The 14,588-nt window shown below is 35.6% G+C and carries 14 protein-coding genes; all 14 read right to left on the minus strand.

What is annotated here, in order from left to right; translation table 11 throughout:
* Positions 1-59: 59 nt before the first annotated feature.
* Positions 60-986, minus strand: a complete 927-nt coding sequence (locus DNG35_RS05050) for a DUF3078 domain-containing protein (protein ID WP_111126674.1) — start codon at positions 984-986, stop codon at positions 60-62.
* Between the two features lie 74 nt (positions 987-1,060).
* Positions 1,061-1,576: a DUF2480 family protein gene (locus DNG35_RS05055; RefSeq protein ID WP_111126675.1), complete on the minus strand. Its 516-nt coding sequence runs from the start codon at positions 1,574-1,576 to the stop codon at positions 1,061-1,063.
* A 24-nt stretch (positions 1,577-1,600) separates the two neighbouring features.
* A complete protein-coding gene (locus DNG35_RS05060) occupies positions 1,601-3,439 on the minus strand; it encodes an ABC transporter ATP-binding protein (protein WP_111126676.1) in 1,839 nt (612 codons plus the stop codon).
* Positions 3,440-3,456: 17 nt separating this feature from the next.
* Positions 3,457-3,780 (minus strand): SUF system Fe-S cluster assembly protein, encoded by a 324-nt coding sequence (locus DNG35_RS05065; RefSeq protein WP_111126677.1) that lies wholly within the window; start codon positions 3,778-3,780, stop codon positions 3,457-3,459.
* Between the two features lies 1 nt (position 3,781).
* Entirely contained in the window at positions 3,782-4,207 is a 426-nt protein-coding gene (locus DNG35_RS05070; protein ID WP_111126678.1) for a SufE family protein, read from the minus strand.
* On the minus strand, positions 4,197-4,631 hold the full coding sequence (locus DNG35_RS05075; protein WP_111126679.1) for an META domain-containing protein: 435 nt from the start codon (positions 4,629-4,631) through the stop codon (positions 4,197-4,199). The genes DNG35_RS05070 and DNG35_RS05075 overlap by 11 nt, the downstream gene beginning before the upstream one ends.
* Positions 4,632-4,796: 165 nt before the next feature.
* The gene (locus tag DNG35_RS05080) at positions 4,797-8,261 is read right to left on the minus strand and encodes a LamG-like jellyroll fold domain-containing protein (RefSeq protein ID WP_111126680.1); all 3,465 of its coding nucleotides are present in this window, start codon (positions 8,259-8,261) and stop codon (positions 4,797-4,799) included.
* 205 nt (positions 8,262-8,466) lie between these two features.
* Complete coding sequence (locus DNG35_RS05085; protein WP_111126681.1) at positions 8,467-9,684, minus strand: aminotransferase class V-fold PLP-dependent enzyme; 1,218 nt, start codon at positions 9,682-9,684, stop codon at positions 8,467-8,469.
* A gap of 12 nt (positions 9,685-9,696) precedes the next feature.
* Positions 9,697-11,013, minus strand: a complete 1,317-nt coding sequence (gene sufD / locus DNG35_RS05090) for a Fe-S cluster assembly protein SufD (RefSeq protein WP_111126786.1) — start codon at positions 11,011-11,013, stop codon at positions 9,697-9,699.
* A 20-nt stretch (positions 11,014-11,033) separates the two neighbouring features.
* Positions 11,034-11,789, minus strand: a complete 756-nt coding sequence (sufC, locus tag DNG35_RS05095) for a Fe-S cluster assembly ATPase SufC (RefSeq protein ID WP_111126682.1) — start codon at positions 11,787-11,789, stop codon at positions 11,034-11,036.
* 16 nt (positions 11,790-11,805) lie between these two features.
* The gene (locus DNG35_RS05100; RefSeq protein ID WP_111126683.1) at positions 11,806-12,228 is read right to left on the minus strand and encodes a hypothetical protein; all 423 of its coding nucleotides are present in this window, start codon (positions 12,226-12,228) and stop codon (positions 11,806-11,808) included.
* A gap of 24 nt (positions 12,229-12,252) precedes the next feature.
* Positions 12,253-13,701 (minus strand): Fe-S cluster assembly protein SufB, encoded by a 1,449-nt coding sequence (sufB, locus tag DNG35_RS05105; RefSeq protein WP_111126684.1) that lies wholly within the window; start codon positions 13,699-13,701, stop codon positions 12,253-12,255.
* Between the two features lie 49 nt (positions 13,702-13,750).
* Complete coding sequence (locus tag DNG35_RS05110; protein ID WP_111126685.1) at positions 13,751-14,122, minus strand: four helix bundle protein; 372 nt, start codon at positions 14,120-14,122, stop codon at positions 13,751-13,753.
* A 49-nt stretch (positions 14,123-14,171) separates the two neighbouring features.
* Positions 14,172-14,501 (minus strand): iron-sulfur cluster assembly accessory protein, encoded by a 330-nt coding sequence (locus DNG35_RS05115; RefSeq protein WP_111126686.1) that lies wholly within the window; start codon positions 14,499-14,501, stop codon positions 14,172-14,174.
* Positions 14,502-14,588 lie beyond the last annotated feature (87 nt).

The raw sequence follows: 14,588 nt of genomic DNA on the forward strand, positions 1-14,588 counted from the left end.
AAAAAGGCTTCCAAAATCGGAAGCCTTTTTTAATATTTAAAGTTTATAATTATAAAAAATTAAAACTTATGAGTTAAACCAACACCTAAGACTTCTCTTACTTGAAAACCACTTACGGCATTATCGTCATAAATCGCTTGGAAGATAAAGTTAGCCGATAAAAACTCATTTACTTTCATGACCGTATTTAAAGTGTAATCGATATCTACATTTTGTGGATCTTCTAAATAATTTGAGTAAAGATTTAAAATGTTTTCTATGGTTACATTTTCTACAACATCAAATTTTGCGTAAGCTCCTAAAGCAGCTCCAAATTCGAAACGCGTTGTTTCGCCAGCGTCTACCCCAAAATAATCACCATCTACATAACCTGGAGTTGTGGTAAACATTTCGTTTACAAAAATAAACCTAGCTGTTGCAGGAGCGATATTTACTTTAAGATTGTCACTCTTTTTCCATAATACACCAGGACCTAATTGTAAATAACCTGGAGACATCACACGTGTAGTTTCGGTTCTTGTTTGTCTAATGTCGATTACATCACCAGTTGCAGGATCGATGATTTCTTCTTCGCCATATTCATAACCTTTGTCAAACTGGGTTCTGAAATTTAAAAAGAAAGAATAATACCAGTTGGTTTCTTTTATTTGTCTACCCGCAATTGAATTTAGTTCAAAACGATCGTTGGTTTTTCGAGACCATTCTTCCCCTTTTATTTTTGTGATACCGTAGTCTGCAATTACTTTATTATCCCAAGTAAATTTTCCTTTTTTATAGTTGGCATCATAACTTAGGTTTAAGCTTCCTGCGTAGTTAGAAGTTCCGCCACCTTGCCACTCTGCGTTAAACGCCGTTTGATTAAACAAAAGAGAGATCAATCCAGCCCTAGACCAACCATCTGGCTTTTCTTCTGCTTCTTGCTCTTCTTGAGCAAAAATGGGTTGTAAACTTAAAGCTAAGACTAAAGTGAAGATTAGTTTTTTCATTTGTTTTTGAATTTTATTTTTTGCAAAAATAATTGAAAAAAAAGAATCGCTAAACTTCAGGTCTTAAAGTATCCTTAAACTTTTTTTGACTTTTTATACAAAGGCACTGTAGAACAGGCTTCTCCGTACATTATCGACTTTACCACAGGTTGTAGTTTCGCAATAAGCGATAAGTAAGACGTTTCTGGAATTGGTTTATTTGAGCAACCTTTAATAATTACTGGTAGATTCTGATATTGGTGTACTTCAAGTTGACATATAATTTCTTGAAAAATTACTGTCTCTAATAGTTTTAAATCACCTACAACTACTTTTTTAGCAAATGGTGAAAGCTGTGTCATTAACAATAAATAAGCCCACGAAGGAATAATCGCATCACTACTGCAATGCAACGCCACATACTTATCTTGGTATTGGGACCAATCGTATGTTCTTACGCTTTCGCGAAAATCTTTTTCGCGTAATAAAAAACCTTCGTACAGCCAGTCTTTGATATCAAGTAAAACGCGTTCGCCTTTTGGGTAATAATCTTCTAAGTCTATCGTGACGAGTTTACTATTGGCAACTCTATTTACAATTTCTCCTTCCATACTACAAAAATACCAAATCTATTTTTACTGATAACCTTCTGCTTGTAGCGAAAATAATTCTGCGTACAATAAATTATTATTCATCAGCTCTTGATGTTTACCAATTTCTAATACTTCTCCATCCTTGAGTACCAAAATTCTATCAGCTTGGCGAACGGTACTAAATCGGTGTGAAATAATAATACTCGTTTTACCTTCAGTAAGTCCTATAAAACGGGAGAAAACTTCACTTTCTGCTTTGGCATCCAATGCCGAAGTGGGTTCATCGAGTATCATTATTTTAGCAGCTTTCATATAAGCTCTTGCCAAAGCTACTTTTTGCCATTGTCCGCCAGAAAGTTCAACCCCATTTACAAAACGTTTTCCCAATTGTTGGTCGTAACCTTTTTTAAGTTCGGCTACCACTTCGTCGGCCAAACTCAATTTAGCCGCATCCTCTATTTTTTTCTGGTTTTCGAGTTCATCGATATCGCCTATGGCAATGTTTTCACGTAAAGTAAATTCGTATCGAAAGAAATCTTGAAAAATTACCCCAAAATATTCTTGGTATTGCGCTTTATCGAATCGATTGATGTTAACTCCATCCAGTAAAATTTCACCTTCGGTAGGTTCGTAAAAACGCAGTAAAAGTTTGATAAGTGTTGTTTTTCCAGCACCATTCTGACCAACAAAAGCCATTTTTTCTCCTGCCTGTAACGTAAAATTGACTCCCTTTAACACCTCGACTTCGGTTTCTGGATAAGCAAACCGTACGTTTCTAAATTCAAAACCTTGCTTGATTTCTTTTGGAAGCAATAAAGTTTCCTGACTTTGGTCATCGACTTCGATATCGATAAAATCGAAATAATCTTTAAGGTACAACGCGCTTTCTGAAATTCTTGTAAAACGGGCAAAAAACTCTTGTAAACTTTTCATCAAACGGTTAAAAGAACCTGATAGAAAGGTAAGTTCACCAAGCGTGATGATGCCTGTTAAAACCCTAAAAATGATAAAAATATATGCGCCATAATAACTAATGGTTCCTAACACGTTAAACACAAAACCTAAAGAAGTTCGCTTGATCGCAAGTTTTCTATTAAGCAAATAATAGCTTGTCGAGAGTTTTTCGAAACGGTTGACGACAAAATCGGTCAAGCCGAAAAGTTTGATTTCTTTGGCGGTTTTGTCATTGGCTCCGATAAATCGTAAATAATCGAGTTCGCGTCTTTCTGAAGTCCAGCTACGAGCCAAAGAATATTGCTCTTGGCTAAATTTTATTTCGTTGATAAACGAAGGGATGATACTCAACACCAACAAAATGATAAGAATGGGCTCGAAATAGATAAGACCTGCAACCAACGACGCAATGGTAATCGTACTTTGTGCTTGTGCCAAAACATTAGATAACAAGCCAACTCGACCTGTGGTTTGTGTTCTCGCTCTTTCTAATTTGTCGTAATAATCTGGGTCTTCAAGCTGACTGATATTGATCTGATTGGTCTTTTTAATAATTTTCACGGAAGTGGAAATATTATACTCATCACCCAACAAACCATCGGTAAGCGAAATAGCTCTACTAAAAACTTCAGAAAGTAAGACCAAACCAAACTCGATACCCACATACGTCCACAATTGCGTATAATCTGGGTTTTCTAAATCGATTTGTAGCAAGATTTCGTCGACAATTTCTTTTCCTACCCATAAAATAGCAACCGGAAGCAAAGCTCCGACAAGTCTACAAATAGCAGAAATAAGAAAGAGTTTTTTGTTGACATTCCAGATTTCTTTAAAAAATCGAGGAATATACGCCAAAGCATTAAAAGACGATTTGATACTGGTTTTGTTTTTGTCTTTTAAGGAATTGAGTTCTCTTCTTCTTGGCATTTACAGTTTAAAAAAAATTAGAGCATCCCGAGCTCTAGTTTTGCTTCTTCGCTCATCAAATCTTGACTCCAAGGTGGGTCGAAAGTAATTTCTACTTCGGCATCTTTTACGCTCTCGATGGTTTTTACTTTGTCTTCTACCTCTGCCGGTAAAGATTCTGCTACTGGACAGTTAGGCGTAGTTAAGGTCATCAAGATTTTTACTTCGTAATTTTCGTTTACAAAAACATCGTAAATAAGTCCTAACTCATATATATCTACAGGAATTTCTGGATCGTAGATAGTTTTTAAAACTTTTACGATTTTTTCTCCTAATTCTTGTGTGTCTATTTCTTGTTCCATATTAAGTCAATTTTGTCTGAAAAGCAACGGCATAAAGTTTTAGTTGCTTGATCATACTTACCAAACCATTTGCACGAGTAGGCGACAAGTGTTCTTTAAGACCAATGGTATCGATAAAATCTAAATTTGCATCGATAATTGCTTTAGGCTCTTGATCTGACAAAACCCTAATCAAAATAGCGATAATACCTTTGGTAATAATCGCATCGCTATCGGCCGTAAAAACTACTTTGCTTTGGTCATTGAGTTCTGCATGAACCCAAACTCTACTCTGACAACCCTTTATCAAATTTTCATCAATTTTATATTGGTCGTCTATTAGTGGTAAATCTTTTCCGAGGTCTACAATATATTGGTAACGTTCTTCCCAATCGGTAAACATCGAAAATTCGTCTATGATTTCTTCTTTTATTTCGTTAATTGTCATCGTTCGCTTTTAAAGCGGTAAAGATAACACTTCTATCGTTAAGAGAATATAAAGTTAGTTTTCCATCGACCACCTCAAAAGAACCTACATTAGAAAGTGTTTCTGCAATTTCTTCTTCGGCATCCATTCTTCCTTCACAGAATTTTTTTGTTGAAGCGATGTTAGAGAAAGTAATCGCGTAAATATCGATCTTATAATCTCCAAACATATTGTTACATTCTGTCGTTGCACTAAAATTATTATTCATCGCATTGAACTGAATGGTTAAGTTTTTACTGTTGTAATCTTTACCGTTTACGGTTAAAATATCATATAAACCATTTAACTGCACATTGCTTGTCGTGTTAAGTACTTGTTTGGTTTGTTCACAAGAAGCAAAGGTAAATAACACCGAAAGTGCTAAAGTGAAAAATATTGCTTTCATAACTTTTGTTTTTGTTTATTGTTATGCTAAAGTCGGCATAAAAAAACAGAAACGCGTTTACAATAACATTTTTTTAGCTTTTGAATCGCCTTTTAAATCGAATACTTAAACAAAAAAAGACCACCCAAAACGTTTGAGTGGTCTTTAAAAAATGTTCGTTGATTTTTAATGTTTTATCATTATCTTTTTTGAGATGGTTTTGTTGTCTGCAAAAACTTGTATGTAATATATTCCTTCTGCGAAAGAACTTGAATTAATGCTGTATTGATTATAATCGGTTTTTTGCATATTCACAGAAACTTCCTGCCCTAAAATATTGTATAACCTTACCTTGCTTTCATCTAATCTAATCTCGTTTTCAAACTCTAATATAAACTTGTCGTTTGCAGGATTTGGATAGATTGTAAAAGGATTTTTAGGAGTAATTTGCTCATATGACAATGGGTAATTTACCGTAAAATTGAAAATAATACTATTACCAAAATCACCCTCGAAATTTTTAATCATAGCATTGTTATTTACGTCTCTTATTCTAACGTAACCCAAACCGTCATTATTTGCCCAAAAGTCAATGCCGTCTCCATCTGTGTCTATCACTTCTAATGTATAACAACCATTACCTAGTTGTACAATATCTTCAGAAGTGCTATTGGCAGAGGTGGTACTTTTTGTATACACCACATTCCCTTGACTATCTTTTATCTTTATTGTTGTTTCATGAGGTGCGTTATTAGATTTGTATTGAAGTTTAAACTCATCTGGCAATACTTCTGTAATAGAAAAAGTGCTCGTATACTTATTATTGTGAATGTACTGATCAGAGCTATTGTTTACGCTAACGATCTCTGCATGAAACTTATTGTTTTGTGGTGATTGAATAGTACTCCATAAAGTGGATACAACTGGTAAATCAATAATTTCTTTTTCTAAAAAGTCAAGACTTCCCGTCCAAGTATAAGATGCTTTATTAGCCGCATCATTTACCCAATAATTTATTTTCACCTCAGTTATGGCTGAGCTTCCTGAGTTTTGAAGTGTAATTTGTGGTGTATAACACATCGGATTTTCCCTTGCGTATTCTACCTTATTTGTAGGCCGCTGAATATCGATAATTCTAGCATCCAAACTATGATTAGGAGCAGCATAAGTAACCAATTGGTGATTGACCAAATATCTTGAGTCACCTGTTGGGTTAGAATTGAACCCATAATCTAATATGACGTTTTGGCCTGGAGTTACGTACGGAGTGATTAAAGATTCTTTCACGTCTGTTGCCATACCAGGACACCAACCTGCACGGTCATAAATCCAAGTTCCTCCTTGAGGATAAACTGGGTTAGAGGCACATTCTTTCCAGGCAGTCCAAGAAAACTCTTTCGCTCCTCCATTTACATCAATATAATGACTTCGAGGAATAAATTCTCCTTGCTGCCCATGACCTGTGATAGCACTTCTTACTTTAAAATCATGGCCATTTGCCAAAAGTGAAATTGTACGAGGTTCAAAATATTCATCACTTATGATATTATCGGCATGAACAGTACCTTGATCTGTTTTCCAGATTTGGGTGATATCCAATACATCTTGAGGAGGTGTTCCTACAATAAATAAAAACCTAATATCCATATCTTCTTGCCATTGTCCTCCTCTGCTCATCATCAACCTTTTTTGACCTTTGAGTATGGGACTAAAATCTGTTACATCAAATGTCCAGGTTTTTCCTTCAGGGCCAAGATCTAAATTAATTCCGTACGGAGTCACAAAAGACATCAGTTCAAAACTCATCGGGTTTCTTTCCCAATAATTTAAATCTGATTGTGTGAGGGTTCCGTCTAAAGTGACAGGCACGGTATTTATTAGGTTTGAATTTTCGTCATAATAGCGCTCTCCTAACACTATATCCCAATATTGAACAGGAGTCGCCAAAATAATATCGTCGCTATTGGTCGTTCCGGCTTGAGAAGAAATAGATCTTTCTATAACCACATGCGGTATTTGCTCTATTTCTAAATTGTCTGGTGCACTGTTAACTGTTAAATTATACGTGCCTTGAAGGAAATTTACATTTGGTCTATGGCCATCTTCTTTAAAGTCTTTGAAGAACTGTGACCCAAGTGGTTTTCTCCATACAGCTCCATTTATTACTTGTGCATTATAAGCATTAGGTGAAGCATCTTGAATAACTTCTCCATTTCCTTCGTTCAGTAAATAATTAAGTTCTAAATTGCTATATGCTGGATGAGTTGTTTCTATTCTTTTATGCATCCAATTTTGGATATTGTTTTGAGAAAGTTCTGTACTCCACACTCTAACATCATCTATAATTCCGTTGAAATAGCGATTGTTTATACCTCTACTTATTCTTACAGGAATACCGTTTGTAATATCGGTATCTACTCCTAAGTTATTGATACTGCTTATCGTTTCTAATTGACCATCTACATAAAACTTAATGCCATTGAGGTCATTTCCTTGAAATGTATAAGCTACATGGTGCCAATTGCCGTCTGACACTACAGTTGACCCAATAACATATCCACCATTTACTTCAACTCTTAATTGACCTGAGGCATCAATCCTAAACACCCATTTTTTTCCGTTCTGATCGATTCCCCAAGAACAGATTTCTTTATTACTAACATCTGTTTTAATCCAAGCCTCAACAGATCTCGGTTGGTTACCTCCTATACCTTTATAAGTGTCGGCTTCGATATAATTTTCTCCATGAAAATAAAAATGACGGTCATCAGAACTTTTTATGGAACTTAACGTTGTGGTATTCTCTCCCTTTATTTGAATATCTGATAAACTTGAAGCATTTGTATAGCTTAGTTCGACAATAATATTATCTGTTCCATTCCAGTTATAAGGTGTATGAAACTGTATTCTATTTAATCCTGTTGTAAAATTGTAATGATTATAAAAAACTTCAGTAAATCCCGTTAGGTCAGGATTAGAAGCTGCTAGATTAGCTTGAGAAGTAGATTTAACTTGTACCTTTAAGAAAGATATATTCTCAGGATTAGTGGTAACCTCTAACTGAATAGCATCTATATTTCCTGCCGTAACTCCTGCCGTTGACAATTCTGTTGCGGTATATAAAAATTGCGTTTTGCTAACCTCTTTTGATGCCGGTAGTATTTCAGGTATATTTAAAATACCATTTCCAACATCTGATGATGTTTCTGAAGTCGTACTGTTTAAAGTAACACTCTTTAAAGCTTGTGCGTAATAATCGTGCACAGGAGTTGTTTTATAATCAAAAGTGGCTCCGGTATGTTCAGAAATAAAATATTTATTGATAACCCTAGGTATAGAGTCTGCTCTTGTAGGATCTTCAAGATAGGTATTACAACTATAATCCCATTCTCCGCAACCTATGTTTGTTTGTCCTTGGATTGGAGGTGAGACATTACCATCTTTACACCTCATATTGTAAAGCATAAGTATTTTCTCAAATTTTACTCCACTCAGATCTGGGAAATCAATGAGTGTATCTCTAATACCTGTACCATGGGTTTGGGTGTAATCCCATGTGCGGACCTCTAAGGTGTCTCCTACTGCTTGAGCATTTGTGTAATGGAATGCCAAAAAGCATATTAATACTGTAAAAAATAGTTTTTTAGTCATGTTGTTTGCAATAATTATAAATAGGTATAAATTTAAGGAATCTTAACAATTTTTTAGTAGGCAAGCAACAAAAATTACCTTTTAAAAAAATACGTAAAAGCTTTCCTCTCTTCTAGATTAGCTGCCATAAGAACACAAAAAAACTATCCACTTAAACGTTAATAGGTTATAATCATTATCCTGACAATAATAGGGAATATCTCTTTTATAGCAACATTTTTTTAGCTTTGATGATGCCTTCTATCAAGTAGTCTATTTCTTCTTTGGTGTTATAAAAATAAAAGGAAGCCCTTACTGTTCCCGGGATTTTAAAATAATCCATAATAGGCTGCGCACAATGATGTCCTGTTCTTACGGCAATTCCCATTTTATCGAGAATGGTACCCAAATCATACGGATGAATGCCTTCGATATTAAAAGAAACCAGTGAAGTTTTACGGTTTGACTCACCATAGATTTTTAGACCTTCAATCGTTAAAAGCTTTTCGGTAGCATAGGCCAACAACTCGTCTTCGTAATGTTTGATGTTTTCAAAACCGATATGATTAAGGTAGTCTATCGCTTTCGCGAAAGCAATACCGCCACAAATATCTGGTGTTCCGGCTTCGAATTTATGAGGTAAACCTGCATAAGTAGTTTTTTCGAAAGTCACTTGGTCGATCATTTCACCACCACCTTGGTATGGCGGTAAACTTTCTAATAACTCTTTTTTTCCATATAAAATTCCTACACCTGTAGGACCGCACATTTTGTGGGCAGAAACAGTATAGAAGTCGGCGTCAAGCTCTTGTAAATCAACTTTTATATGAGAAGCAGATTGTGCTCCGTCTATCAGTACCTGTGCTCCAAATTGGTGCGCTTTCTCTATGATTTCCTCGACCGGATTGATGGTTCCCAACGCATTGGAAACATGGTTAACAAAGACCAATTGGGTTTTGTCCGAAAGTAATTCCGTGTAAGCGTGCATATCTAATTCTCCTGCATCGGTCATCGGAATCACTTTTAAAATCGCTTCTGTTTTTTCGCACAACATTTGCCAAGGCACGATATTGGAGTGGTGTTCTAAAGCAGAAACAATCACTTCATCTCCTTTTTTTAAGGAGGAAGCATAACCATAAGCTACTAGATTAATTCCGCTGGTTGTTCCCGAAGTAAAAATAACTTCTTCTTTATAACGAATGTTAAAATGTTTACGAATAGTCTCGCGAGCTTCTTCATAAGCATCGGTCGCTTGTTGCGACAAATGATGTACACCACGATGGATATTGGCATTATACCTATGGTAATAATCTACAATGGCATCGACCACTTGATTGGGCGTTTGCGAAGTTGCAGCATTATCAAAATAAACCAAAGGCTTGCCATTTACTTCTCGAGAAAGTATCGGAAAGTCTTTACGTATTTTTTGTACATCTAAACTCATAAATAGAATAAATTATAAGTCAAAACCTAAATTGACATTGAGTTTATTGGCAATGAGCTTATTGATTCGTTTTTTTATCTCTGGTATTTTTACACTTTCCAACACATTATTTGCAAAAGCATACATCATCAAAGCACGGGCTTCTTTTTCTGGAATTCCTCGTGATTTGAGGTAGAACAAAGCATCTTCGTCTAACTGACCAATCGTACAACCGTGACTACATTTTACATCGTCTGCAAAAATCTCTAACTGTGGTTTTGAATTGATGGTTGCTTTATCACTCACCAACAAATTGTTATTACTTTGGTAAGCATTGGTTTTTTGCGCTTCTTTTTCAACTAATACTTTACCATTGAAAACCCCTACTGCTTTATCATCAAAAATACCTTTGTAATCTTGGTGGCTCTCACAATTGGGTTCGATATGATGTACCAACGTATTGTGATCTACGTGTTGGTCGTTTTCGATAATCGTAATTCCCTTTAAGGTAGAATTGATGCGTTCTCCTTTTTGGTAGAACTGTAAATTATTTCGCGTAAGCTTCCCACCAAAAGAAAAAGTGTGAACGGCACAATCGCTTTCTTGCTGTTGTTCGATAAAGGTATTATCGATTAACGAAACCGAAGTAATATCGTTCTGAATCTTATAGTAATCGACCATCGCTCTTTTTTCAGCAAAAATTTCGGTAACCGAATTGGTCAATACAGGATTCTCGGTAAGGCTTTGGTGACGTTCGATAATCTGCACATGTGAGTTTTCCTCAACGATAATCAAATTTCTGGGTTGTAACATCAATGCCGATTCGTTACCTGTAGCAAAATTGATTACCTGAATGGGTTTATCTGCCATCGTGTTTTTAGGAATATGTATAAAAGCTCCTTCTCTGCTAAAAGCGGTATTTAACGCATTGATACCCGAATTTTTCTTATTGATTTTATTGAAGTAATTATCGATAAGAGGCTTAAATTTTGATTTGCTCAAGGCGGAAGACATCAAACAAACATCTATTTTATCATGGGTTGTAGATGATAAATGTGATGAATAAATACCATCGATCAACACAATTCTATAGGTGTCTAAATCGTGAATAAGGTATTTTTTGATATCGTTATACTCTAAAGAGCTGTCTTTTTTCGGGAAAAGACTATAATCTTCTTTAAGTACTTTGTTAAGTGAGGTATATTTCCAGTCTTCTTCTTTTCTGCTAGGAAAACCAAGGTGCTCAAATTCCTTTAGTGCATCGGTACGAATTTGATGCACCGAATGGTTGACATCAACTTGTTCTTCGAACGCAAAAAAAGAGGAAACTAATTTTTCTTTTAAATCCATTTTAAATGTCAAACTTGTGATTAAACTGTTTTCGCTTCTTCCTTTATCCAATCATAACCTTTCTCCTCTAGTTTAAGAGCAAGTTCTTTTCCGCCAGATTTTACGATTTTACCGTTGAGTAAAACGTGCACATAATCTGGAACGATATAATCTAAAAGTCTTTGGTAATGCGTAATCACTAAAACCGATTTGTCTTTGTTCTTTAGCTTGTTCACCCCATTGGCAACTATTTTTAGAGCGTCGATATCCAACCCAGAGTCGGTTTCGTCGAGAATTGCCAATTTTGGCTCTAGCATTGCCATCTGGAAGATTTCGTTTCTCTTCTTCTCACCTCCAGAAAAACCTTCGTTGAGCGAGCGTGATAAAAATTTACGATCCATATCCAATAGCTCAGACTTTTCACGAATTTTCATCAGCATATCTTTAGCGGGCATTTCTTCAAGACCTTGAGCTTTTCTGGTTTCGTTAATAGCGGTTTTCATAAAATTGGTCACCGATATTCCTGGGATTTCCACCGGATATTGAAATGATAAAAACACGCCTTTGTGCGCTCTTTCATCTACCTCCATTTCCGAAATTTCCTCATCATGAAGAAAAATTTCACCTTGAGTTTGCTCGTATTCTTCTTTGCCGGCAATTACAGACGCAAGTGTACTCTTACCCGAACCGTTTGGCCCCATAATCGCATGTACTTCTCCTTCTTTTATCTCAAGGTTGATACCTTTGAGAATTTCTTTTCCGTCTACACTCGCATGTAAATTTTTTATCTTTAACATTTTCGCTTCTTTTTCTTTAAATCTTTATTGTTTCGTCTTTTACAGGTTCTGAAACCTCAATAATTTCTTGTATTTCTATAATTTGCTCCCAACCATCTTTCATTGGGTTTTCTTTTACCATGGCTTTTACCGTTACAGGAACCATATCGTGTTTCTCTTTTTTCAGCTCTTCTACTTTGCTCGCTAAGTCTTTGGCTTTATCGTCGAGTTGCACACCGTAGATAAAATTATTTCCGTTTAAAACGGCTGCATCATCATAATAGATAAACTCGCCACGCAAAACCGCAACGGTATTGTTCTCGTGCAACAACTTTGGTGCTTCTGCTTGTGTTACGGCTGTGCTATCGATATTTTCTTCGTTATCAGTAGCTTTTTTATCATTTTTACAAGCTGTAAAAAGCACAGCTGTCATGATGAAGGGTAAAAGATATTTTTTCATGATATTTAAAAAAGGTTTAGTTGTTTATCCTACAGATCCTTCTAAGGAAATTTCTAATAGTTTTTGAGCTTCTACCGCAAATTCCATCGGGAGTTTGTTAAGCACTTCTTTACTGAAACCATTTACAATCAAGGCAATTGCTTTTTCGGTATCGATACCTCTTTGATTGCAATAGAAAATCTGGTCTTCGCCGATTTTACTAGTGGTAGCTTCGTGTTCTACTTGAGCGGTTTTGTTTTTGGTTTCGATATACGGAAACGTATGTGCGCCACATTCGTTACCCATCAATAAAGAGTCACACTGCGAGAAATTTCTGGCATTTGTTGCTCTACTATTTATCTGTACCAAACCACGATAGCTATTTTGTGATTTACCCGCCGAAATTCCTTTGGAGATAATAGTACTTTTGGTGTTTTTCCCTAAGTGAATCATCTTAGTTCCTGTATCGGCTTGTTGGTAGTTGTTGGTTACTGCAATCGAGTAGAATTCTCCTATTGAGTTATCGCCTTTTAGCACACAACTTGGGTATTTCCAAGTGACAGCACTTCCTGTTTCTACTTGTGTCCAACTTATTTTAGCGTTTTTCTCACACAAACCTCTTTTGGTCACAAAATTGAAAACGCCTCCTTTACCTTCGGAATTACCTGGATACCAGTTTTGTACGGTACTGTATTTGATTTCGGCATCATCCAAAGCAATTAACTCTACTACAGCTGCATGCAATTGATTTTCGTCACGCATTGGAGCGGTACAACCTTCGAGGTAACTTACATAACTACCTTCGTCGGCAACCACCAAAGTACGCTCAAACTGACCTGTTCCTGCTTGGTTGATTCTAAAATAGGTAGAAAGTTCCATCGGGCATCTTACCCCTTTTGGGATGTAACAAAACGAGCCGTCACTAAAAACAGCCGAATTTAACGCAGCGTAAAAATTATCTTTTTGTGGAACTACCGATCCGATATACTTCTTTACCAATTCTGGATGTTCTTTAATGGCTTCAGAAATCGAACAGAAAATAATTCCTTTTTCCGCCAAGGTTTTCTTAAAAGTTGTGGCTACCGAAACCGAATCCATCACGACATCTACTGCAACCCCTGCTAACTTCTTCTGTTCGTCTAGCGAAATCCCTAATTTCTTAAACGTATCTAATAATTCTGGATCGACTTCATCCAAACTCTCGTACTTTGGCTTTTTATTGGGCGCCGAATAGTATGAAATATCCTGAAAGTTTGGTTTTTCATATTTTACATTTGCCCATTCAGGTTCTTCCATCTGCTCCCAAATACGAAAGGCTTCGAGTCTCCATTCGGTCATCCATTCTGGTTCTTCCTTCTTTTTGGAAATCGCGCGAACGATTTCTTCATTCAGACCTACCGGAAAAGTATCATACTCGATATCCGTATAAAAACCATATTCGTACTCTTTGGTTTTAAGTTCTTCTCTTAAATCGTCTTCTGTAAACTTATTCATTTATTTAAGTTTTTAAAGTTAAAAGTTTGAAAGTTGAAAGATTTACGGTTTATATTGTTTTTGACAAATATTTTATCAAACCACTGATCAACTTTGATATTTCGTTAACTTTTCCCTTTAATTCTTCAAACTGTTTTTCTTCAATGTATTTTAAATCATAAGCTAAATATAATTGCGAACGACATTCACCAGCCGACGCTTTAGCTATGTACAAAAACCTAATAAACTCTTTATTGGTTTCTCTTTCAAATCCTTCTGCAATATTAGAAGAAATTGAGATGCTTGATCTTCTTATTTGATCTCTTAAAGCAAAATCTTGCGAAAAAGAGATTTTATCATTTGTTATTCTGTAAATTAGCTGATTTAATTCTCTTGCTTTTTCCCAAGATTGGATTTCCTCAAAAGAATTAAACTTTGCCATTCTTTATGTTTTCACTTTAAACTTTATAACCTTTAACTTTCAAACTATATTAAAGTGAAAAAGATTCTCCGCAACCACAAGTGCGTTGTGCATTTGGGTTATTAAAAACAAATCCTTTTCCGTTAAGACCACCCGAATATTCTAACGTGGTGCCTAACAAATATAAAAAGCTCTTTTTATCGACAATGAGTTTAATACCATTGTCTTCAAAGACTTTGTCTCCTTCTGCTTGCTGTTTATCAAATTTTAAGTCGTATGATAATCCCGAACAACCTCCGCTTTTAACACCCACACGAACAAAATCGTCGTGAGCACTAAAGCCTTCTTCTGTCATCAAACCAGCAAGTTTAACCTTTGCTTGTTCACTTACTTTTATCATCTTTTATAGCGTTTTGCTTAATTAGTCGCAAATATACAATTTACTTAACTGAAAACCATAAAAGTGATATATCAAAAGTTAATCGCT

The sequence above is a fragment of the Mesonia sp. K7 genome (genome assembly GCF_003233725.1).
GTDB lineage: Bacteria > Bacteroidota > Bacteroidia > Flavobacteriales > Flavobacteriaceae > Mesonia.

Excerpts from the sequence above, each read along its gene's own strand:
- DNG35_RS05050 (WP_111126674.1), bottom strand. The coding sequence starts at position 986 with ATGAAAAAACTAATCTTCACTTTAGTCTTAGCTTTAAGTTTACAACCC.
- DNG35_RS05055 (WP_111126675.1), bottom strand. The coding sequence starts at position 1,576 with ATGGAAGGAGAAATTGTAAATAGAGTTGCCAATAGTAAACTCGTCACG.
- DNG35_RS05060 (WP_111126676.1), bottom strand. The coding sequence starts at position 3,439 with ATGCCAAGAAGAAGAGAACTCAATTCCTTAAAAGACAAAAACAAAACC.
- DNG35_RS05065 (WP_111126677.1), bottom strand. The coding sequence starts at position 3,780 with ATGGAACAAGAAATAGACACACAAGAATTAGGAGAAAAAATCGTAAAA.
- DNG35_RS05070 (WP_111126678.1), bottom strand. The coding sequence starts at position 4,207 with ATGACAATTAACGAAATAAAAGAAGAAATCATAGACGAATTTTCGATG.
- DNG35_RS05075 (WP_111126679.1), bottom strand. The coding sequence starts at position 4,631 with ATGAAAGCAATATTTTTCACTTTAGCACTTTCGGTGTTATTTACCTTT.
- DNG35_RS05080 (WP_111126680.1), bottom strand. The coding sequence starts at position 8,261 with ATGACTAAAAAACTATTTTTTACAGTATTAATATGCTTTTTGGCATTC.
- DNG35_RS05085 (WP_111126681.1), bottom strand. The coding sequence starts at position 9,684 with ATGAGTTTAGATGTACAAAAAATACGTAAAGACTTTCCGATACTTTCT.
- sufD (WP_111126786.1), bottom strand. The coding sequence starts at position 11,013 with ATGGATTTAAAAGAAAAATTAGTTTCCTCTTTTTTTGCGTTCGAAGAA.
- sufC (WP_111126682.1), bottom strand. The coding sequence starts at position 11,789 with ATGTTAAAGATAAAAAATTTACATGCGAGTGTAGACGGAAAAGAAATT.
- DNG35_RS05100 (WP_111126683.1), bottom strand. The coding sequence starts at position 12,228 with ATGAAAAAATATCTTTTACCCTTCATCATGACAGCTGTGCTTTTTACA.
- sufB (WP_111126684.1), bottom strand. The coding sequence starts at position 13,701 with ATGAATAAGTTTACAGAAGACGATTTAAGAGAAGAACTTAAAACCAAA.
- DNG35_RS05110 (WP_111126685.1), bottom strand. The coding sequence starts at position 14,122 with ATGGCAAAGTTTAATTCTTTTGAGGAAATCCAATCTTGGGAAAAAGCA.
- DNG35_RS05115 (WP_111126686.1), bottom strand. The coding sequence starts at position 14,501 with ATGATAAAAGTAAGTGAACAAGCAAAGGTTAAACTTGCTGGTTTGATG.